This window comes from Chitinophaga sp. 10T418, from assembly GCF_056394125.1.
Map to the genome: position 1 here is coordinate 826,759 of NZ_JBFTHG010000002.1, position 21,160 is coordinate 847,918.

General features: G+C 44.5%; 20 protein-coding genes. 14 read left to right on the top strand and 6 right to left on the bottom strand.

Going from position 1 to position 21,160, the window contains the following annotated elements; translation table 11 throughout:
* Positions 1-174: 174 nt before the first annotated feature.
* The 3 genes from AC1DCV_RS07710 to AC1DCV_RS07720 form a co-directional block, all read right to left on the bottom strand.
* The gene (locus tag AC1DCV_RS07710) at positions 175-990 is read right to left on the bottom strand and encodes a hypothetical protein (protein WP_477022646.1); all 816 of its coding nucleotides are present in this window, start codon (positions 988-990) and stop codon (positions 175-177) included.
* A gap of 307 nt (positions 991-1,297) precedes the next feature.
* Positions 1,298-2,428, bottom strand: coding sequence for a 4-hydroxyphenylpyruvate dioxygenase (gene hppD, locus AC1DCV_RS07715; RefSeq protein ID WP_477022647.1), 1,131 nt, complete (start codon positions 2,426-2,428; stop codon positions 1,298-1,300).
* A 50-nt stretch (positions 2,429-2,478) separates the two neighbouring features.
* Positions 2,479-3,636 (bottom strand): homogentisate 1,2-dioxygenase, encoded by a 1,158-nt coding sequence (locus AC1DCV_RS07720; protein WP_477022648.1) that lies wholly within the window; start codon positions 3,634-3,636, stop codon positions 2,479-2,481.
* A 120-nt stretch (positions 3,637-3,756) separates the two neighbouring features.
* On the opposite strand from AC1DCV_RS07720, the gene AC1DCV_RS07725 reads away from it, so the two are divergent.
* From AC1DCV_RS07725 to rpe, 6 genes are all read left to right on the top strand, one after another.
* On the top strand, positions 3,757-3,897 hold the full coding sequence (locus AC1DCV_RS07725; protein WP_477022649.1) for a hypothetical protein: 141 nt from the start codon (positions 3,757-3,759) through the stop codon (positions 3,895-3,897).
* 740 nt (positions 3,898-4,637) lie between these two features.
* Entirely contained in the window at positions 4,638-7,082 is a 2,445-nt protein-coding gene (gene thrA, locus AC1DCV_RS07730) for a bifunctional aspartate kinase/homoserine dehydrogenase I (protein ID WP_477022650.1), read from the top strand.
* Between the two features lie 75 nt (positions 7,083-7,157).
* Complete coding sequence (locus AC1DCV_RS07735) at positions 7,158-8,084, top strand: homoserine kinase (RefSeq protein WP_477022651.1); 927 nt, start codon at positions 7,158-7,160, stop codon at positions 8,082-8,084.
* Between the two features lie 20 nt (positions 8,085-8,104).
* On the top strand, positions 8,105-9,400 hold the full coding sequence (gene thrC, locus AC1DCV_RS07740; protein WP_477022652.1) for a threonine synthase: 1,296 nt from the start codon (positions 8,105-8,107) through the stop codon (positions 9,398-9,400).
* Positions 9,401-9,424: 24 nt separating this feature from the next.
* The gene (locus AC1DCV_RS07745) at positions 9,425-10,435 is read left to right on the top strand and encodes a tetratricopeptide repeat protein (RefSeq protein WP_477022653.1); all 1,011 of its coding nucleotides are present in this window, start codon (positions 9,425-9,427) and stop codon (positions 10,433-10,435) included.
* A gap of 34 nt (positions 10,436-10,469) precedes the next feature.
* The gene (gene rpe, locus AC1DCV_RS07750) at positions 10,470-11,135 is read left to right on the top strand and encodes a ribulose-phosphate 3-epimerase (RefSeq protein WP_477022654.1); all 666 of its coding nucleotides are present in this window, start codon (positions 10,470-10,472) and stop codon (positions 11,133-11,135) included.
* On the opposite strand, the gene AC1DCV_RS07755 is transcribed toward rpe, so the two are convergent.
* Together AC1DCV_RS07755 and AC1DCV_RS07760 are read right to left on the bottom strand one after the other, a co-directional pair.
* Positions 11,116-11,505 (bottom strand): response regulator, encoded by a 390-nt coding sequence (locus AC1DCV_RS07755; protein WP_477022655.1) that lies wholly within the window; start codon positions 11,503-11,505, stop codon positions 11,116-11,118. The two genes, rpe and AC1DCV_RS07755, sit on opposite strands and share 20 nt — an antisense overlap.
* Before the next feature lie 9 nt (positions 11,506-11,514).
* Positions 11,515-14,163, bottom strand: coding sequence for a PAS domain-containing sensor histidine kinase (locus AC1DCV_RS07760; RefSeq protein ID WP_477022656.1), 2,649 nt, complete (start codon positions 14,161-14,163; stop codon positions 11,515-11,517).
* Positions 14,164-14,425: 262 nt separating this feature from the next.
* Between AC1DCV_RS07760 and purE the strand changes: the two genes are divergently transcribed.
* The 4 genes from purE (at position 14,426) to AC1DCV_RS07780 (ending at position 17,451) form a co-directional block, all read left to right on the top strand.
* On the top strand, positions 14,426-14,881 hold the full coding sequence (gene purE / locus AC1DCV_RS07765) for a 5-(carboxyamino)imidazole ribonucleotide mutase (protein WP_441574077.1): 456 nt from the start codon (positions 14,426-14,428) through the stop codon (positions 14,879-14,881).
* 98 nt (positions 14,882-14,979) lie between these two features.
* Positions 14,980-15,936: a PhoH family protein gene (locus AC1DCV_RS07770; protein WP_441574078.1), complete on the top strand. Its 957-nt coding sequence runs from the start codon at positions 14,980-14,982 to the stop codon at positions 15,934-15,936.
* 265 nt (positions 15,937-16,201) lie between these two features.
* Positions 16,202-16,684 (top strand): nuclear transport factor 2 family protein, encoded by a 483-nt coding sequence (locus tag AC1DCV_RS07775; protein WP_441574079.1) that lies wholly within the window; start codon positions 16,202-16,204, stop codon positions 16,682-16,684.
* Between the two features lie 227 nt (positions 16,685-16,911).
* Entirely contained in the window at positions 16,912-17,451 is a 540-nt protein-coding gene (locus tag AC1DCV_RS07780; RefSeq protein WP_208116220.1) for an inorganic diphosphatase, read from the top strand.
* Between the two features lie 81 nt (positions 17,452-17,532).
* Here the strand turns inward: AC1DCV_RS07780 and AC1DCV_RS07785 are convergent, their stop codons facing one another.
* Positions 17,533-18,306, bottom strand: a complete 774-nt coding sequence (locus AC1DCV_RS07785; RefSeq protein WP_477022657.1) for a C40 family peptidase — start codon at positions 18,304-18,306, stop codon at positions 17,533-17,535.
* Between the two features lie 92 nt (positions 18,307-18,398).
* Between AC1DCV_RS07785 and AC1DCV_RS07790 the strand changes: the two genes are divergently transcribed.
* From AC1DCV_RS07790 to AC1DCV_RS07805, 4 genes are all read left to right on the top strand, one after another.
* Complete coding sequence (locus tag AC1DCV_RS07790) at positions 18,399-18,974, top strand: sigma factor-like helix-turn-helix DNA-binding protein (RefSeq protein WP_441574081.1); 576 nt, start codon at positions 18,399-18,401, stop codon at positions 18,972-18,974.
* Positions 18,964-20,049, top strand: a complete 1,086-nt coding sequence (locus AC1DCV_RS07795) for a zf-HC2 domain-containing protein (RefSeq protein WP_477022658.1) — start codon at positions 18,964-18,966, stop codon at positions 20,047-20,049. Before AC1DCV_RS07790 ends, AC1DCV_RS07795 begins: the two co-directional genes overlap by 11 nt.
* A gap of 73 nt (positions 20,050-20,122) precedes the next feature.
* Positions 20,123-20,704 (top strand): RNA polymerase sigma factor, encoded by a 582-nt coding sequence (locus AC1DCV_RS07800; RefSeq protein ID WP_441574083.1) that lies wholly within the window; start codon positions 20,123-20,125, stop codon positions 20,702-20,704.
* Between the two features lie 17 nt (positions 20,705-20,721).
* On the top strand, positions 20,722-21,078 hold the full coding sequence (locus tag AC1DCV_RS07805) for an anti-sigma factor family protein (RefSeq protein ID WP_477022659.1): 357 nt from the start codon (positions 20,722-20,724) through the stop codon (positions 21,076-21,078).
* The last annotated feature ends 82 nt before the right edge of the window (positions 21,079-21,160 follow it).

Sequence of the window (21,160 nt, forward strand, 5' to 3'; positions counted from 1 at the left end):
GCTTACTTTCTTGCTGGCAATCTTTAAAATATAGTGCTTGTGCCCCTGATAGATCAATATAGCTGTAAAAGCCTGGAAAATCCCACCTAACAAAAACAATACACCAAACAGTGTTTGCATCCTCATAAAAACGGAACAGTTATTTTAATATTGTAAAGTTAAGTGATTATTGCTTTACTGTAGCTTTATCCATTCCAGTTTTACCACTGCGGCATCCATTCCGGATGTATAAGTACCGCGTACAGGGTATTTACCACCGTTGTAGGCATACGAATAGGTACTGGTTACCACTCGGGAAGAATTAACGCTGCTGATATTTTCTGTCAGGATATTGTGTGCAGACAAATTAGCGGCGCTGAGATCCATCAGGTTGGCCAGTTCCGGTTGTTGTTGCTGAGGATTCTGCTGTTTGTCGTAGGTATAGCCTATCGCCGATGTATGCAGGAATTTGGAATATCCTGGTTGTTTACCAAAATTATCGATCTGCGTTACATTTCCTTCTCCGTCCCAGGTAAATTGCTGGTAGCCAGTATTTTCCCAGGTACCTTTAGCCGGATTTTTTCCAAACTGGTACCGGGTAGCGAGTTTACCGGTTTCGTTATACACCAGTGAATCGTAGGTATACACTGCATTATCGCGGTAGTAGCTGATCTTAGCCACTTTCTCTCCTGCGTAATCATAGGAGGTATAAAGATCTCCGGTGGTGGCGGTTTCGTTGTCCGCAAAAAGACTTTTCACCAGGCGGCCATTTTCATAAACAGGGAGCTGTACATCGCTGTAAGCTGCATTTTCTGTTTTATGAAACTGTACAATTTTCCTGATGGTCTTATCCGCATTGTATTCCAGCACGGTTTGTCCTGCAGGAGAAGATATTTTATGCAGATAAGTACTTTGTTGTGAATTCCGGTCTGAACGGAAGGCCGAAAAAACAACGACAGATGCCATGAGCATGGCCAGGCTAACCCTTTGGGTGGCAGATTTGTTGAGCATAGGTTACAAATATTAAATTTTTTGCATTATATAAAGACGGCATAAAAATATGGCTAATTAAATGGGAAACAAGGAGGATATGGTTATTAAGTTGTTAATAACAAAGGTTTTCATAAAAACAAGGCCTTCCAATCATTTCCATCATATGGATTAAATATACGCATTAAAAATAATAAATATCTATTAAAATAAAAATAAAAAAGCCCGCCGTGGAAATCAGGCGGGCTCTGCATTTAAATTGTTGTAACCATCATAAGACGGCCTAAAGAACTCCCATCGGGAGTGTAACTAAAGAAAGCATAGGAAACTATAAGTTACCGCGCAATGCCTGTTCTCTTTCTATAGATTCAAACAGGGCTTTGAAGTTGCCTTTACCAAAAGACTGTGCTCCTTTACGCTGAATAATTTCAAAAAATACGGTAGGTCTGTCTTGCAGTGGCTTGGTGAAGATCTGCAACAGGTACCCTTCATCGTCTCTGTCTACCAGGATGCCTAATTCCTTTAACGGGGCGATAGACTCATCAATCTTCCCTACCCTGTCCAGCAATGTTTCATAATATACCTCCGGCACCTTCAGGAACTCCACGCCCCTGCGCTGCAATTCAGACACTGTTTTCACAATATCATTGGTAGCAATGGCCACGTGTTGTACACCTGGTCCACCATAGTAATCCAGGTATTCTTCGATCTGGGATTTCTTTTTGCCTTCGGCTGGTTCGTTGATCGGGAATTTCACACGTCCGTTGCCGTTACTCATCACTTTACTCATCAGGGCAGAGTACTCGGTAGAAATATCGCTGTCATCAAAAGAGATGAGGTTTTTGAACCCCATTACGCGTTCGTAAAATCCTACCCAGGTATTCATCTCGTTCCAACCCACATTACCTACGCAATGATCTACATATAGCAGGCCGGTATCAGCCGGGTTATAGTCTGATTTCCATTCTTTGAAACCAGGCAGAAATAGTCCGTTATAATTTTTACGTTCTACAAACACGTGAACGGTATCGCCATAAGTATGAATGCCACTGCGTACTACTTCGCCAAATTCATCTTTCTCTACTGTAGGCTCCATATAGGGTGTAGCGCCGCGTTTCACGGTTTCTTCATAAGCAGAACGGGCATCTTCTACCCACAGTGCCAGTACTTTTACGCCATCGCCGTGTTTAGCTACATGACGGGAAATATCTGTATCGGGAAACAGGGAGGTCGTCAGTACAAAGCGCAATTTATTCTGCACTAACAGGTAAGATACCCTGTCTTTCACACCGGTTTCCGGACCGGCATATGCCACTGATTGAAAACCGAAAGCTGTTTTGTAGTAAAGGGCCGCCTGTTTGGCATTGCCTACATAAAACTCAACGTAGTCTGTGCCGTTGAGKGGTAAAAAGTCCTGCTGACCGGTTAAGTTGTCTGCATTCATTAATGCTGTTTCCATAACATTCAATTGTTTTGGTTTTATAAGTCGTTGGTTGCTGTTATTAATAATTATTCTGCCCAGCTCATTACATAGCTGCCATCTTCAATACCCAATGCTTCTTCCGTGATTTGCAGCGGATGAAAGGTATCTACCATTACTGCCAGTTCTTTTGTTTCTTTTGCGCCGATACTTTTTTCAACAGCTCCGGGATGAGGTCCGTGCGGAATGCCTGCAGGATGCAGCGTAATCATGCCGCGCACTACATGTTTACGGCTCATAAAGTCACCATCCACATAATATAATACCTCATCGCTGTCGATATTACTGTGATTATACGGGGCAGGAATCGCCTGCGGATGGTAATCAAATAAGCGGGGACAGAAAGAGCATACCACGAAGTTGGTTCCTTCAAAGGTTTGATGCACCGGCGGTGGCTGATGCACACGACCTGTGATGGGCTCAAAATCGTGAATGGAAAAAGCAAACGGATATTCGCATCCATCCCACCCTACCACATCAAACGGATGATGCCTGTAGTGGATCGGATATATCACTCCTTTCTTTTTAATGCGGATCAGGAAATCCCCGGCCTCATCAATGGTTTCCAGGTTTTGTGGTTGCCGGATATCTCTTTCGCAGTAAGGTGAATGTTCGAGCAGTTGTCCGTATTTACTCAGGTATCTTTTCGGATAACGGATAGGACTAAACGACTCTACAATAAACAGGCGGTTATCTGCGCTGTTGAACGAGATCTGGTAAATAGTCCCGCGCGGTATTACCAGGTAATCGCCGTAACCGAATTCCAGTTGACCGTACTGCGTTTTCAGCACACCGCTGCCTTCGTGTACAAAGATCATTTCATCTGCATCCGCATTTTTATAGAAATAACCTTCCATACTTTTACGAGGGGAAGCAAGTACAATATGAAGATCACTATTGACCAGCACCGCTTTACGGCTCTGCAGAAAATCATCTTCCGGCTTTATATTAAAGCCCATGAAACTGCGGTGTTTCAGCATCTTCTCTTCCGCTACCTTAGGTGCTACGGAGTACGGTTCATCTACTTTTACAATTTCCGTAGGTGGGTGGCAGTGATACAATAAGCTGGAATGAGAGGAGAATCCTTCAGTAGAAAACAACTGTTCCGAATACAGCTGGCCATCCGGTTTGCGGAACTGGGTATGGCGCTTATGCGGTATTTGTCCTAGTTTATGATAATGTGGCATATCAGGTAAATTGAAAAAAATTGTTTTGGTGTACAATTAACGATTGAACGGGTGTATGATTCGTACTGGTGTATGATCGAAATGATATATCAATGCGCAACCGGTGAATGGTAATAAATAATGAGATACACATGCACGGGAATAGCAGAAAATTACTATTACAAAGTTACGGTATATAAACACGAAGAATGGCCGGCAGTGGCCGTTGGGAAAGGTTATGCCAAAGTCGAATCCATGGCAAGTGTGGCCATGAGAAAGTAGTAGTTAAGCTGACTGTTGCTTGTATATTTCAGTGAAATGGACAAGTGGCGATTGTTTAGGCAACTAAGTTAAGGATATAATTCTATATTAACCAAAATAAGTAGCGTACCGCAGGAGTCATAGCGGGCACCTGGAAGGGGCATAGTGCGGTGAAAGAGTAGTGAAAGAGTAGTAAAAGAGTAGTGGAACAGTAGTAAGAGAGTAATGGAACAGTAATAGATGTATAGTGGGAATGTAATAGATAGACGAGTCCTAAGTACCGGAGAAGTACCGGAGAAGTATTGATAGTGTAGTAACAACGAGATGACGGAGCAGTTGAAACCCGTTAATATGTCACAATATTGTCACAAAAACAACATTTTCATTACTTATTGAAATAACAAAAACATATCAACAGCGGTCATTTATTAAATAATAATCACTGTAAAGGCGTAAAATAAATACAAAAACAACCAATAAGCTTATTTTTTAAAATATTTCTAAATATCACCACTGCACTTTTATTTACCGGTGTAATTATAGACTTTTGTTACACAATCGTCATATTTAAAATAGTGATACCGTTTTACACATATCAATTCTCTGTTAATCCTGCCTCTCAGCCGGACACGGACACTATGGCGACAACGTCCACATTTATTACAACCCCACTGCGGGGTTAGTTTTCACATATTATCCAACGACCACAAAGTGGTACACAACCGGGAGGACCCGGAGTTAACTACGTATAAATTTTCCATATGCAAGTATTAAAATTTGGCGGCACTTCTGTAGGAAGCGCCAAAGCAATAGAACAGGTTTGCAACATCCTCAAAAAATATAAACCTGCCGGACAATATGCGATCGTTGTATCTGCACTGGGTGGAGTAACGGACAAGCTTATACGCTGCGGACAACTCGCAGAGCAAGGCGAGGAAGAATACAAAAATGTATTACAGGAAATTGAAGCCCGACACCTGGATACTATCCGTGAGTTATTCCCCATTACCGCACAAAGCGGACAGATTAGCCAGCTGAAGAAAAAATTAAATGCCCTCGAAAACCTCTGCGATGGCATCTTCCAGGTAGCGGAACTCAGCCCCCGCACCCTGGATAAAATTATGAGCTACGGAGAACTGATGTCCTGTACCATCGTAGCGGAGAAACTCAAACAACAAGGCTTCTCTGCCGCCTGTAAAGACAGCCGCGAGCTGATTGTTACAGATAATAACTTTGGCCACGGTGCCGTAAATTTTGTTGCCACCAATCACCATATTACCCAGTACTTTGCACAGTCCACCGTTGACTATGTAGTATTACCGGGCTTTGTAGCCGCTACCGCCGAAGGAGAAACCACTACCCTGGGCCGTGGCGGCTCCGACTATACCGCCGCTATTGTGGCCGCTGCTGTTAACGCCGACGTACTGGATATCTGGACAGATGTTAGCGGCATGATGACCGCAGATCCCCGCATCGTATCACAGGCGATTCCTATTTCACATATCTCTTATGTGGAAGCCATGGAACTCTCCCACTTCGGCGCTAAAGTAATTTATCCCCCTACTATCCAGCCGGTCATGAGTAAACACATTCCCATCTGGATCAAAAACACCTTTGCCCCGGAAGATCATGGCACCCTTATCCAGGACAGCGCTGACCGCAGTTTCCCCGTAACCGGTATCTCCGGCATACAACATATTGCGCTGCTCACCCTGGAAGGCAGCGGTATGGTCGGCATCCCCGGCTTCTCCAAGAGATTGTTTGAATCCCTCTTACGGGAACGGATCAACGTGATTCTCATTACACAGAGTTCTTCCGAACACTCCATTACCGTAGGTATACATGAAACGGATATGCTGAAAGCTAAAACTACCGTTGACAGCGAGTTTGGTCAGGAAATACTGGATAAACGCATCGAACCCCTGCACGTGGAAAAAGACCTCTGCATTGTAGCCGTAGTAGGTGATAAAATGAAAAATCATCACGGTACCAGCGGCAAACTGTTTGGCACCTTAGGCCGCAATGGTATCAACGTAAGGGCCATTGCACAGGGATCTACAGAGAAAAATATCTCCGCCGTCATCAATAAGGCAGATATCAAAAAAGCCCTGAACGTTATGCACGAAACCTTCTTCGAAATACCGCTGAAACAGGTCAACCTGTTTATAGCGGGTGTAGGTAACGTGGGCAGCAAACTATTGGAACAGCTGCAGCAACAACAACAGTACCTCCGGGATGAGCTGGGACTACAGGTAAGAGTGATTGGCCTTGCCAACAGTAAACATACCCTGCTAATGGACGGTGGCATTCCTTTGGATAACTGGCGCGGACAACTGGAGCAGGGCGACCGTGTGAGTACCACAGATTTTGTACAACAGATAAAATCACTGAACCTCCGCAACAGTGTATTCGTGGATAATACCGCCAGCAGCGACATTGCGGCCGTGTATCATGAATTTCTGCAACACGGTATTTCAGTGGTCACCTGCAATAAAATTGCCTGTTCTTCCGAATATATCTATTACAAGCAACTGAAAGACCTTGCCAGAAAATACAATGCTTCTTTCCTTTTCGAAACCAATGTTGGCGCAGGATTACCGGTTATCAACACCTTGAATGACCTGATCAGAAGCGGCGACAAAGTACATAGTATCGAAGCCGTTTTATCTGGTAGTCTCAATTTTGTGTTCAATCATTTTGTTAACGGCGCCAGCTTCCGGGAAGTGGTAAAAGCCGCACAGGATGAGGGATACACAGAGCCGGATCCACGCATTGACCTGAGTGGTAAAGATGTAATGAGGAAGATACTGATCCTTGCCCGGGAAAGTGGTGCGGCCATAGAAATGGACGAAATCACTAACTACTCTTTCCTGCCGGTAGCCTGCCTGGATGCGCCTTCTGTACCTGCTTTCTACGAAGAACTGGACGTACATGCCGGACATTTCCAGGGACTCCGCGAAACCGCTGCCGCCGAAGGCAAACGCCTGAAATTTGTAGCCCGCTATKAAGATGGAAAGGCCTCGGTAGGATTACAAAGTGTAGCGCCGGATCATCCGTTCTTTAAGCTGGAAGGCAAGGATAATATTGTGCTGTATACTACCAGTCGCTATAAAGACCAGCCGCTGATCGTAAAAGGCGCCGGTGCAGGTGCAGATGTAACAGCTTCCGGCATCTTTGCTGATATTATCCGCAGTGCCAGATTGTAAACTTTACATGAATGTTTGCCGCATCCTTGCAAACCTTGGAATCAATTATTAAATTAAACTTACTTAAACGGTTATATGGATAGTATAAAAGTATTTGCGCCAGGAACTGTTGCCAATGTGGCCTGTGGCTTTGATGTGATAGGACTGGCACTGGACGCGCCGGGAGATGAAATGATCCTTCGCAGGTCCGGCGAGCCGGGAATTCGCATTACTGCCATCCATGGCGCAGACCTTCCGCTGGATCCCGCCCGTAATGTGGCCGGGGTGGCGGTGCAGGCCCTCTTACAGAAATACGAACAACCGGATATCGGAATTGAAATAGAGATCTTCAAAAAGATCCATCCGGGTAGCGGCATTGGCTCCAGTGCTGCCAGTAGCGCCGGTGCGGTAGTAGGCGTTAACCACTTGCTGGGAGAGCCTTTCACAAAAAAACAACTGGTACGCTTTGCCATGGAAGGAGAAAGACTTGCCTGTGGCTCTGCACATGCCGACAATGTAGCTCCTGCCATCCTGGGCGGTTTTACGCTTGTAAGAAGTTATCGTCCGCTCGACATCACCACACTGCATACCCCTGAACATTTATGGGTGACCGTTATACATCCGCAGATAGAAGTAAAAACTTCTGATGCCCGTGAAATACTGAAGCAGAAAGTACTGATGACCGATGCCATCCGGCAGTGGGGCAACGTTGGCGCACTCGTGGCCGGCTTATACCAGGAAGATTATGAACTGATCAGCCGCTCCCTGGAAGACGTAATCGTAGAGCCGGTAAGAGCCATCCTCATCCCTGCCTTCCATGAACTCAAACTGAAATGTAAGGAAGCCGGTGCATTGGGAGGAGGTATTTCAGGTTCCGGTCCTTCTGTATTTATGCTTAGCAAAGGAGAAGAAAATGCCCGCAAAGTTGCGGCTACTATGGATAGCGTTTACGCACCACTGGGAGTAGATTATAAAATCTATGTTTCCCAAATTAACACCGCCGGTGTAAAAGTGATTGACTAACCAAAACAAACGTATTATCCATGCAGTATTTCAGCTTACAAAACAAGCAGCACAAGGTAAATTTCGAAACAGCAGTTGTACAAGGATTAGCACCAGACAGAGGTTTATATTTCCCGGAACAGATACCAACACTGGACAAAGACTTCCTMACTCACCTGCACGACTATACGGATCATGAAATCGGACTAAAAGTTATCCGCCCATTTGTAGGAGACGAAATACCCGAAGAAGCATTAAGAAAGATAGTTACAGACACATTGCATTTTCCTTTCCCGGTGCAGAAAGTCACCGGTCATACTTATGCCCTTGAATTATTTCATGGGCCCACGCTTGCTTTTAAAGATGTAGGCGCCCGTTTTATGGCCGGATGCCTGGGTTATTTCCGCCGCAACAGTACTGAGCCGGTAACTGTACTGGTAGCCACTTCCGGTGATACCGGCGGTGCTGTAGCCAGTGGATTCTATAATGTTCCCGGTGTAGAAGTAGTGATCCTTTACCCCTCTCAGAAGGTAAGTGTGCTGCAGGAAAAACAACTGACTACCCTGGGTAAAAACATCCATGCGCTGGAGATACAAGGTACTTTTGACGACTGCCAGCAGCTGGTAAAAACGGCTTTCCTGGATAAAGAACTGCAGGCCCGCCGCCCGCTTACCAGCGCCAACTCCATCAACGTAGCCCGCTGGTTGCCGCAGATGTTCTATTATTTCCTGGCTTACAAGCAAATGAAAGCAGCACATCCCCAGCTGGTATTTTCTGTACCCAGCGGTAATTTCGGTAACATTTGTGCGGGGTTGATGGCTACCGCCATGGGATTACCTGTGTCACATTTTGTAGCCGCCACCAATATTAATGATACGGTACCAAGGTTTATGGCCAGCGGTAAATATGAACCCGGCAAAGCATTCCCTACGCTCTCCAATGCCATGGATGTGGCAGATCCCAGCAATTTCGTACGGATATTGGAGTTATTTGGCAATAGTCTGCCTTCTCTCGCTGAAAAGCTGACGGCTTACAGTTTTAATGATAAAGACACTGCCCGTACCATGGAACAGGTATGGAAAGAAAATCACTATATGCTGGACCCGCATGGGGCAGTAGGTTTCATGGGGCTGCAACGTTACCTGGAACATTCTCCTGAGCTGACCGGTGTATTCCTGGAAACCGCACACCCGGTGAAATTTGAAGACACGGCACCTAAGTCTATCCGCGAGGAAATATATACACCAGCGAAGGTGATGTCTTTATACGGCAAAGAAAAAGAAGCCACCTTACTGGCGGCAGACTATACTGTGTTCAAAAACTGGTTAATGCGATAAGGATTCTGTAGTTTTGGCGTCTGTATGAAGTATTTATCTATCCTCCTGTTATTAGTGGGTGCCCTGGCATGTAACAATGCCGGCACCCGGCAGCCGGCAGCTGCAGGCAATGCAGACACCGTATTACAAAGTGATATTATCCGGCCGGTAACAGACTCGATCCGGCAGTTTCCGGATAATCCGGAATTGTATTACCGCCGTGCATTATTGCTCTTTAATACCAATCCCGCTCTTGCGCAGGTTGATTTTGAAAAAGCTGCGAAATTGATGCCTGCCAACACCGACTACTGGGCAGGCGCCGGAGAAGCGGCCCTCATCGTAAATGATTACAAAAAGGCAGCTGGTTACTTTCAGCAGGCCCTCACCACCGCTCCCGGCTACACGTACCTGGAGTACCGGCTGGCGACTGCGCTCATAGAAAATAAATCATATGCTGCTGCCGACAGTATCGCTAATGTACTCGCACAAACGAATGAAGGGCGTGACAAAGCTTTTTACCTGAAAGCCCGTATGGCAGAAGATAAACAAGATACCGTTACTGCCATCCGGCATCTTACCTCCGCTATTCACGCCGCCGGCGCACAACCCGAATTTGAAGCCGTGATGGAATTGGGTGACCTGCTGCGCAGCCGCAAAGCACCGGCCGCGCTGACCTATTATACACAGGCATGGCGACTGGATACCACCAATGCCCATCCTTTATATGAAGCGGCACAATTCCAGGAAGAACTGGGAGATGAACCGGCAGCACTCCTCACCTACCGGAAATGCATCATTGCTGATCCGGGATTTGAAAAAGCTTACCTGGCACTGGGAAAAATTTACAGCAACAAAAAAGCCTGGAAAGAAGCGTATACCTATTATAACATGGCCGCTAAATCGGCACCTACAGATGCATGGGCCTATTATTATCGCGCACAGACACAGGAACAGCTGGGCAATAAAACATTGGCGATAGAAGATTATACCAAGGCTTCTTCGTTTAAAAAAGATTTCAGTGAAGCCAAAGCAGCCTTGCAAAGACTGAAGCCTTAATTACTTAAATTTACATGACTCAAAAATACTGCATTTGGAAAAACATCCTGTTTTAGTGGCGCCATCTTTACTGGCAGCGAATTTCCTGGAGCTGGGAAAGGATATAGATATGGTGAACCGTAGTGAAGCAGACTGGTTTCATCTGGATGTAATGGATGGCAGATTTGTACCTAACATCAGCTACGGCCTGCCTGTGATTGCCCAGATAAAGAAAAGAGCGAACAAGCCCTGTGATGTTCACTTAATGATCGAAGAACCGGAAAAGTATGCAGCGGACTTCAAAAAAGCCGGAGCAGATATCTTAACGGTGCATCTCGAAGCCTGCATTCATCTTCACCGTAATATTCAACAGATAAAAGGACTTGGCATGAAAGCCGGTGTGGCACTGAACCCACATACACCTGTAAGCATGCTGGAAAATGTAATCAGGGATATTGATGTAGTGCTGATCATGAGTGTAAATCCGGGATTTGGCGGTCAAACATTTATTGAGCAAACCTATCATAAAATCCGGCAACTGAGAAAACTGATCACCGATACCCATTCACATGCGCTGATTGAAGTAGACGGAGGCATAGGAACAGAAAATGCAGGAGAGCTTATTCATGCAGGCGCCAATGTACTGGTGGCTGGCAGCGCGGTGTTTTCTTCCGCAGATCCTGAAAAAACCATTCATGCACTTAAGACAAGTGCGAAATAATTTCTTTTGATAATGGCTTGGTGAGATAGCCTGTTACGAAATCATAAGCGCTTACCCGCTCTCTGTCCTTTTCATCGATAGAAGAGGTGAGCACAAATATCCTGATGTTCTTAGGCAGCTCATCGCAAAATGCGGCGTACTCCTCCAGGAACTCCCAGCCATCCATCACGGGCATATTGAGATCCAGTAAAATAAGATCGGGCAGGGCATGCGTATCTGTTGCGTTTTCACGGAGATAGTCCAGCACGTCCTGTGCATCGGAAAATACACGGATATTATTGCTGATTGCCTGACGTTCGATCATGATTTTAGCAATCTGCTGGTGAATAGGATCATCATCTACAATAAAAATCGTATCGATCAACTTCATAAAGGGGGTTTATTCTGATCTAAATGTAATAATAAATTTCGTTCCCTCTCCAGGATGGCTTTCTGCTCTTATATTTCCGCCCATTGCTTCCACCTGGGTTTTAGTAATGAACAGGCCTATTCCTTTGGCGTCTTTATTCTTATGAAACGTTTTGCGGAATCCAAATAACTTGCTGCCGAAGCGTTCCATATCTATCCCTACACCGTTGTCCTGCACACTTAATATGATGTTTTCATTTTCCTTCCAGGTCTGTAAATGTACAGCTGGCGTACGTTCTGAAGAACGATAACGGATGGCATTGGTGATAAAGTTCTGTAAGATACTATCCAGGTATACCCTTGGATACTCAATCACCGGTTCTGCTCCAAAGTTATAGGTAATCTGAATATTACTGGTTTCAATGTCTACCAGGAGTACATCCCTTACTTTTTGTAACCGCTCTGCAAACTGTAATTTTTCTTTCTCTACATTCACATCTTTCCTTATCTGAACTACTTCTACCAGGTCGTTCAGGGTTTCATCAATCTTTTTAATCACCTCATGTACCATTCCCAGGTACAGGTCTCTTTCCTGCTGGGCCACCGCCTCGTTATGCATTTGCATCAGCGCCTTCAGATTGGCAATAGGCGCCCGGAGGTTATGGGAGGTAATATGGGCAAAGTCTTCCAGCTGCTTGTTCTGGTTGATGAGGTTTTTATTAAGATTCGATAGCTGGTCATTGGCCTTTCTCAGCTCCTTCTGCATTTTCCGGCTATCTGTTATATCCCGCATGAACACGGAAATACCGCCATCCTGCATAGGCGTAAGCAGGAAATCATACCATTTATCTACTCCCGGAAAGTAAATACCAAAAGATTGAGAAGTTTGCTGCAGTATACATTCCTGCAGCCGCGCATAAAATACAGTACCGCTAAGCCGGGGGAACTCCTCAAAGATGTTGCTGCCCATGGCTACCGGGTGTCCGATCATTTTCTCTGCTTTGCGGTTGAGGAAGTTAACGTTCCCGTTTTTTTCCATGGCCGCATAGCCCATATCGATGGTATCGAAGAAAAGGCGCATCAGCTCTGTGTTCCGTGTGAGCGCATCTCTTATTTCGAGTTGTTCTGTAATATCCTGTATCACTCCGTACATCCTTACCAGGCGCCCATCTACATAGCCGGGCTGCCCGATGGAGCGGACCCTTTTCAACTGTTGCTTTGCGGATACAATCGTTAGTTGTGCATCAAAAGGTTTACCGGTATCTATACATTGCTGAATGAGTGCATGCAGGCTTTCCCTTGCTTCCGGGGTGTAGAAGGCCATTGCCTTCTCAAAGTTTATTTCGGTATCAACGGGACAGTCGTGGATATAATAGGATTGATCTGTCCAGCGTACCTGTTGGTTGTCGATATCCATTTCCCACCCGCCTATTTTGCCTATACTGCCGGTTTGCTGGAGGAATTCCTGGTTTTTCCTGTTTTCCAGTTCCTGCATTTTTTTATCCGTGATATCATTCACCAGTGCCACCACAATCATTTCCTTGTCTATCGGTTCTATTACCGGGAAGACGGTCAGGTCGAGATATACTTCACGTCCAACGGTGGTCCAGCGTTTATCCTGGGAGAAATCGATCCTTTTTTCCACCCGCAGGGATTTGTTTTCTTCCAATGCCTGAATAAACAGTTTATCCAATTCAAACATGGTGGACAGGTCGTCATTCATGACATTGAAAGGCTGGCGTACAGCGGGATATGGCGAATTAAAGAAAAAGCGTTGGGTTTGATTGATGCGGCGTATAAAGCCAAAATTATCAAACTGAATATATCCTATGGGCAGGTTTTCGATGATATTGTCAAGGAGTCTTTCACTTTTCTGCAGGCTTAGTTCAGAGAGTTTTTTCTCTGTAATATCATCCAGTATCAGGAAGATATTGACCATATTACGCTGCTGATCGGTGAGCGGAAATATCGTGGCTTCAAAATAAACCGGGTAAAGCCGGGTAACGTTTTCGTTTCTTTTTTCGCGGTAGCTGAGTAATATTTCGCGTTTCAGTGTTTTTCCTGTGCTGAGGGCTTCCTCAAACATTTCAGAGAGTCCATTGAGGCGATAGAATGGGTCCTGCAGCCATTTATAGGCTTGTTTTGTAAAGAACGGATGTGCCTCGCCCCATATTTCCCTTTGGCGGCTGTTCATATCCATGCTATTGCCATCGGGTGAAAACTGTTGCAGACCCAGGGGGAGGTTTTCCAGTACCTGGCTGTAATAGATTTCATTTTGTTCGCGTTTTATTTCATCGAGTTTACGGGAGGTGATGTCTATACCAATGAGTATGCAATGTTCCATGGTGCCATCCTCGTTCATGAGGGGGCTGATACCGGCTTCCAGCCAGAGCGGGGTGTCTTCCTTTTTAAGAAAACAGCATTGTTCCTGTACGGGGTTGCCGGCCAGTAAGGTAGTCCATATTTGTTGCCACCGGACCGTATCTGCGGGCCGGAGGATGTTAGTGAGCTGTTGACCGATAAGTAGGTCGGATGATTGCTGCAATGCGGCTACCACCTGCGTATTTACCGCAGTTACCATACCCCCGGCATCTATTGTGACAGAGAGTGCACAGGCATTAATAGCGGCTTCAAGATGCTGTAAGTGCCGGTAATGCTGTTCCAGCATAACTACATTCATATGATAGCAGAATCTAAGATCGTTGTGTCAGGAAATACCCAAAGTAGGCATTATATAATAAAAAACACTATTGTGCCGGTAAAAGTAATAAAATGTTGGATAAAGGTCAATTCCTTTACAAATGCGCCTTCAACGGGCGGATGAGTGGTTGTAAGGTATCATTTATCCACGTGTTGTGGATTTTCAGTTTTCTGAAATTGTTAAACGATCAATATCTTTGGGCTATCTATATAAATTATCATTTTTTAAAATACTATTTGAGATGAAAGTTTTGATTATCATGGGTTCCGAGAGTGACAAGCCTGTAATGGAAGAATCACAGAAACACCTGCAGCATTTTGGGATTGAAAATGAGATGGTGGTAGCCTCTGCACATCGTAATCCGGATAAAGTACGGGAATTGTGTATCACCGCTCAGGAGAAGGGATTTGGCGTAATTATTGCCGCAGCGGGCATGGCAGCAGCCTTACCGGGAGTTGTATCAGCTTACACTTCGCTGCCTGTTCTGGGAGTTCCTTTAGAAGGTGGTTTACCAGGCGGTATTGACGCATTGTATTCAATTGTACAGATGCCTGCAGGCTTACCTGTTGGTACCTTGGCAGTAGGAAAAGCAGGAGCGCGCAATGCAGCAATTCTGGCCGCCCGTATCATTGCTTTGAGCAATAAGGATATCGCCGCTAAAGTGGAAGCCTTCAAACAGAACGGGTACAGAATTTAGTGATAGCTTAACAATTGCGTCTTCCAGGTTGTACAAGATTTAAATATATTCGGATTGAAAAATACCGATCATTTCCTGGACAATTAAATCAAGAATCATTGACTGAATCCATTATCAATTTAGACAGTATTAATCCCATTGAGTTTTTCGGTGTTAATAACGGAAAACTAGATCTGCTGAAAAAGAAATTCCCATTGCTTAAGATCCTGTCCAGGGGCACCCAGTTAAAATTGAGTGGGGCACCGGAAGAAGTGGCTACAGCGGAGGAAAAAATCGGTCAGATCGTTAAGTACCTGGAACGTAACGGTAATTTGACGGAGAACTATTTTGAACAGATTCTGGGAGATGAGGAAGGCACAAAAGTCGATAATTTCAGTGAGCGTAACCCCAATGAAGTATTGGTATTTGGTCCTAACGGTCGTACGGTAAGAGCACGTACATCCAACCAGAAAAAGATGGTAGCCCTGGCGGAGAAGAATGACATTATCTTCGCAATAGGTCCTGCCGGTACCGGTAAAACCTATACTGCTGTAGCTTTAGCGGTACGTGCGCTCAAAAACAAAGCTGTTAAAAAGATTATCCTGACACGTCCTGCGGTAGAAGCGGGCGAAAGTCTTGGTTTTCTGCCGGGAGATTTAAAAGAAAAGATTGATCCGTATCTGCGGCCATTGTACGATGCGCTGGATGATATGATCCCTGCGGAAAAGCTGAGTTATTACATGACCAACCGCGTAATTGAGATTGCACCACTGGCGTATATGCGTGGTCGTACCCTTGATAATTCGTTTATTATCCTGGATGAGGCACAAAACGCCACTGATCTGCAGATCAAAATGTTTCTAACCCGTATTGGCGCATCTGCCCAGGCCATTATTACCGGTGACCTTACGCAGATAGATTTACCTAAAAATCAGCAATCCGGTCTGGAAAGGGCTTCGCGTATCCTTCGCAACATTGAAGGCATTGCACATGTGGAACTTGATGAAGAAGATGTTGTAAGACATCGACTGGTGAAAGCCATCATCAGGGCATATGAAGCCAATAAGGACAAATAGACCATTTTATCGTTTGGCTATTTTGTTATTTTGATATTTTTTTCAATGGCAGTGGCCATCCCGGGAGAAATATCTATATAACAAAATAGCCAAATGATGAAATATTAACTCTTTGTTAACGGCGATTGCTGTAAGTTCACCTGTTTTTATCCAAGGGAGATATTCAGTCCGGAAGCCTGTGAATGAGCCACACTATAGTTGATGACTTTGCAGAATTGAAGTTTACCCCTATTTTTGTTGTGATATCTAATAATTTATCGACCGCATGACCAATTTTTTTCGAATCATGACACTGGCATTGACTACAACGTTGCTGTTGGGCAGTTGTAAGAAAAGGGCTTCCCCCGAAGAGGTAGCGCTGGCGTTTATGCATGCCATTCAGGATTCGAACTACGACCAGGCAAGGGACTATGCCACCAAAGAATCTCAGCAGGTAATACAGATCTATGCTATTTTTGACGGCCGCCGCAGTGGCCCGGAAAGGGAAAAGATTAAAAATGCAAGGATAGAGGTAGTCAACATTGAAGAAAATGGCGATAAAGCTGCTGTAACTATCCTGAACTCTTCCGCGCACCAGAAAGAAATCCTCCAGATGGTGAAGGAAAACGGACAGTGGAAAATTTCCCTGACATTCGACAGCATTATTCCTAACTACGCACCGCAAACGGGTAACGCATTTGATTCTACCGGGGTTTTACCTACAGATACTACTTCTGCTACCGGTATTGTCATGCCGGAAACTAAATAAATTTTCCCCCTTTTTGTCTTTTTACAAAAAGGAAGGGATAATTTTTAGCTATTAACGGGTAGTTCCCTTAATTTTGCCACGCATTAATGATCCGAATGTGTGGCGCATTTCCTGTTTACTTACCGGAAACCTAACCATATCTTCATGAAAAGTGAGGTGAGTACTTTATTCACTTTTCAACATTAAGCCAATATTGAACAATAAACCTTAAAGTAAAGTAGATTATTATGATGACAAATCCCTGGCACAGTGTGAGTCCCGGCTCTGAAGTGCCAAATGTTGTAAATGCAATTATAGAGATTCCAAAGGGATGCCGTGCCAAATATGAACTGGATAAAGAAAGCGGTTTGCTGAAACTGGACCGGGTTTTATATTCTTCTGTATACTATCCTGCCAACTACGGCTTTATTCCACAGTCTTACTGCGATGACCATGATCCATTGGATATCCTGGTATTATCTCAGATTGAATGTGTACCTATGTGCATCATTGAGGCTAAAATCATTGGCGTAATGCAAATGATTGATGGTGGTGAAGCAGATGATAAAATCATTGCAGTAGCAGCCAACGATATGAGTGTAAATCACATCAACGATATTTCTGAACTGCCTCCCCATTTCATCGATGAAATGCGTCATTTCTTCGAAGAATACAAAAAGCTGGAAAAGAAAACCGTTGTGGTGGAAGAATTCCAGAATAAGGCCAAAGCAGAGAAAATTATTATGCAGAGCTTTGAAGATTATCGCAAGATTTTCAAACAGAGCTGATATAGCTTTTAGCCATTAGCTTTTAGCTTTTAGAAGAAATGCAGCGGAGATACTTCGCTGCATTTCTTTTCTACAAAAACGCTAAAAAAATCTTTTTATAATGCGTAGCTGATGTGTACGAAGCCCCGTTTCTGCATTGATAATACCCTGGTTGTCGATCGGATCAATACGAACCTTCCCCGAAGCATGGATAATTTCGTGATCGTTCAGTAATATCCCAACATGCGTAATCCTCCCCTCTTCATTATCGAAGAAGGCCAGATCACCCAGCCGTGCTTCCTGTAAGAAATCGACAAGATGTCCCTGTGTGGCCTGCTGATACGCGTCCCGCCACAGGGAAATACCGGATAACTTAAAAACATTTTGTGTAAAACCAGAACAATCGACCCCGAAAACACTGGAACCACCCCAGAGATAACCCGTATTTAAAAACTGCCCGGCAGCATTCTTTAAAGCCGTTATATCGATTGCAGCAGTATTAGTTAAGGGAAGTGGCTTATCTTCGAATTTTACGGTTATATTTCCCCATTGCGTGGAGGTATCGTTATTGCTCTTCACCAGGCATCCAAAAGGTACCAGCATCAGCTGATCATTCATGGTAACCCGGTTTACCCAGCCAGGTAAATACCAGGAAGCCGGTGCCAGAAACAATGTTTCATCAATGGGTTCCAGGTGAGCAGCAGTAGCCCAGCCTGTATATTCGTCGTATTGATTTTTAATTTGTACCCAGCCGCCGGGAGCTGTTTCCGTAATTTCAACACAGGCTCCCCATAGTAACTGGGAAATCATTTCACTCTTGTGTGAGGCAGTTCCCCTTAATGGCGCAACTGGCACAATGACAATGGCGTATGGCATATTAATTGTATAAATCCATTTTATTATTCAATAATCTTATGCGCTAAATGAACTTTTTCCGCTTTTGTACGTAAATATAAAGTAATAAGTTTATGCAACAACAGTTAACCAATTTATCCGACAAAGAGCTGATATCCCGCGCCAGGAAACAGAACGACCGCGAGGCAGAAGGCGTATTGATGGACAGATACAGTCATTTACTGGTAGCTGTTACCATTCCCCATTTGAGTAATAATTCCAACCTGGACCCCAATGTTGTATTTCCCGCCCTGCTACAAAGATTAAGTGCCAGTCTTAAAACGCAGACTATCTACAAAGCCAATGAATGGATCTTACATATACAGAAAGGATACCTGGGTAAACCGGAAAAAAATACACCTTTTTATCCATCACGCGATGGAAGAGATTTGTTACATATCGAAAATACAGTGGACAAAGCCGCTACCAATATCATTGACCGGCAGGATCTGATTGTCCGGCTGGAACAGGCCTTACAACGGCTACAGGCAGACGACAAAGCCATTATTACACAATTTTATCTTGAGAATAAATCTTTTGCAGACCTTTCAGCATCTACCGGATTATCACGGGAAAAGTTGAGATCCCAACTGAAAGCCGCCAAAGGAAAACTTGCCAAGCTATTTATGAACCAGGGATATGTTAAGTAGTAAACCGAATAATGATAAAGTACTAAAGATTTTTTCCGCTATCCGTTGCCTCAGCAGAGATCAGCTACCCCGTTATCTGGATGGGAGGCTCACAGACGTGGAAAGACATCTGGTAGAACAGCATCTCACCGATTGTGATCTGTGTTATGATGCCCTGCTGGCATTGGAAAAAGAAGGGAATACTGAAAATTACCAGGATCTGACCAACAAACTGCAACGCTATGTACACAATAGTGTGCAGCCGGTTTCACATGGACATAAAGTAGCGCAATACACCCGCAAAGAAAAGAATAAGGAGCATATGCTGACTTATTTCTGGGTGGTAGCCTTTATTGGCTTAGGTATTGGCAGCATATATGTTTTACGTGGTCATATGCGGAATCAGCCCCCTGTAAGAGTTATGGCTGCCAGTTTGCCTGCAAAGGACTCTACCCAAACCAGTGCTGTAACAACCGGCCCGGTGGTATCTCCTGTCAGCAATGAGCCGGTAGTAGCACCGCCCCCCGTTACCCATAAAACAGAAACACCCGGTAAGCCAGTGGCTGCAGTAGCCACCAATGCTACCCACCCGGATTCCATCGCCCTGAAAAAAGCGGCTGCATTGAAAGCATTGCAAAGGAAAGCGGCTGCAGACAGCGTAAAACGACAGGCACTGTTGCTGAAGCAGGCCGATTCTCTGAAAAAAGCCGCGGCGGATAAAGCCAAAGAAAAAGAAGAGGACAAAAAGCCCGATCCAAAACAGGATAATAAATCAGCACCCAAAGAAGATAAACCTGATCCAAAACCAGATCCTCCTAAAAAAGAAGCTCCGGTAACGGCTGTCAACAGCGACGAATACCTGTATAAAGCAGCGATGGTATACCAGCAACAGGGTAACCTGAGTGAAGCGATAGACCGGTACAAAAGAATTGAATCTGTCAGCTCCGGCAAATATGTAGAGATGGCGCGTTATCAACTGGCCATCTGCTATCGCAGCAAAGGACAAATGGGTAAAGCCCGCCGTATGTTCCGGGAAGTGGTGCGCATGGACGGTTCTATGAAAAGTGCAGCCCAACAAGCGTTAGATAGCATGTAATAAAAAAGTATCAAAAATATTATGGACTTTTGTGAATGCTGCATCTCATATGCAGCATTCCATTTATTAGCCTGTGAATAATCCAGACATACAACAACTAACAGACCAGGAGCTACTGCAACGGTTCAAAGCTGATAACAACAGTGATTGGATAGGTGTGCTGTTTGACCGATATGCCTTGCTATTGCTCGGTATGTGCATGAAATACCTGAAGAATGAAGAAGATGCACGCGACGCCGTGCAGCAAATCTTTCTCAAGATGTTATCCGACATCAATAAACATGAGATACAGTTTTTCAGGGCCTGGATTTACCAGGTAACCAAAAATTACTGCCTGATGCAGTTGCGGCAAAAACATATGAAATACAAGGAAGAAATTTCTGACAAACATATGAGCGGCATCGCAGCTGAAGAGGAAGATAAGCGGGTATACCAGGAAAAGGATATCTTGCTGGAAAATATGGAACAGGCTATGAACCTGTTAGTTCCTGAACAGAAAGTTTGTGTACAGCTGTTTTACCTGCAAAAGAAATCATACCAGGAAATTGCTGATCAAACCGGATATAGCCTGCTACAAGTGAAGAGCTATATCCAGAATGGCAAAAGGAACCTGAAACTTTTACTGGAAAAACAACAACGCGCAAACAAAAGTTAATTTGCATCAATAGTGATATGAACGAGCATTTCAACGATATCTTTGTAACTACAGGCTGTCCTACACAACAGCAACTGCTGGACTATGTGCAGGGTAAGCTGACTGCTGAAGAACAACATGAGGTAGAAATGCACCTGGCCGACTGCGAGCTTTGTAGTGATGCACTGGAAGGTCTGGCTGCTATAAAAGATAAGGAAAAGATACCCGGATGGATCATTCAGATGAAATGGGATCTTCTTAAAAAATTACGTAAACGTTACCGTACCAGGAGAAAATCAGATAATAATATATACCTCACCGTTATCATTCTCAGCATCCTGTTTCTACTGCTGGCACTATTCTGGGCATATCACTTTTCAGCTATTAAACATTAGCTGTTAGCTGTTAGCAAATGCAGCGGAGATAAACATATGATGTTATTCGCTGCATTTGCTAACAGCTAACTGCTGAAAGCTA

Excerpts from the sequence above, each read along its gene's own strand:
- AC1DCV_RS07760 (WP_477022656.1), bottom strand. The coding sequence starts at position 14,163 with ATGAATGTAGTTATGCTGGAACAGCATTACCGGCACTTACAGCATCTT.
- AC1DCV_RS07785 (WP_477022657.1), bottom strand. The coding sequence starts at position 18,306 with ATGCCATACGCCATTGTCATTGTGCCAGTTGCGCCATTAAGGGGAACT.
- purE (WP_441574077.1), top strand. The coding sequence starts at position 14,426 with ATGAAAGTTTTGATTATCATGGGTTCCGAGAGTGACAAGCCTGTAATG.
- AC1DCV_RS07755 (WP_477022655.1), bottom strand. The coding sequence starts at position 11,505 with ATGAAGTTGATCGATACGATTTTTATTGTAGATGATGATCCTATTCAC.
- AC1DCV_RS07735 (WP_477022651.1), top strand. The coding sequence starts at position 7,158 with ATGGATAGTATAAAAGTATTTGCGCCAGGAACTGTTGCCAATGTGGCC.
- AC1DCV_RS07780 (WP_208116220.1), top strand. The coding sequence starts at position 16,912 with ATGATGACAAATCCCTGGCACAGTGTGAGTCCCGGCTCTGAAGTGCCA.
- AC1DCV_RS07745 (WP_477022653.1), top strand. The coding sequence starts at position 9,425 with ATGAAGTATTTATCTATCCTCCTGTTATTAGTGGGTGCCCTGGCATGT.
- AC1DCV_RS07710 (WP_477022646.1), bottom strand. The coding sequence starts at position 990 with ATGCTCAACAAATCTGCCACCCAAAGGGTTAGCCTGGCCATGCTCATG.
- AC1DCV_RS07725 (WP_477022649.1), top strand. The coding sequence starts at position 3,757 with ATGAGATACACATGCACGGGAATAGCAGAAAATTACTATTACAAAGTT.
- AC1DCV_RS07805 (WP_477022659.1), top strand. The coding sequence starts at position 20,722 with ATGAACGAGCATTTCAACGATATCTTTGTAACTACAGGCTGTCCTACA.
- AC1DCV_RS07775 (WP_441574079.1), top strand. The coding sequence starts at position 16,202 with ATGACCAATTTTTTTCGAATCATGACACTGGCATTGACTACAACGTTG.
- AC1DCV_RS07795 (WP_477022658.1), top strand. The coding sequence starts at position 18,964 with ATGTTAAGTAGTAAACCGAATAATGATAAAGTACTAAAGATTTTTTCC.
- AC1DCV_RS07790 (WP_441574081.1), top strand. The coding sequence starts at position 18,399 with ATGCAACAACAGTTAACCAATTTATCCGACAAAGAGCTGATATCCCGC.
- AC1DCV_RS07720 (WP_477022648.1), bottom strand. The coding sequence starts at position 3,636 with ATGCCACATTATCATAAACTAGGACAAATACCGCATAAGCGCCATACC.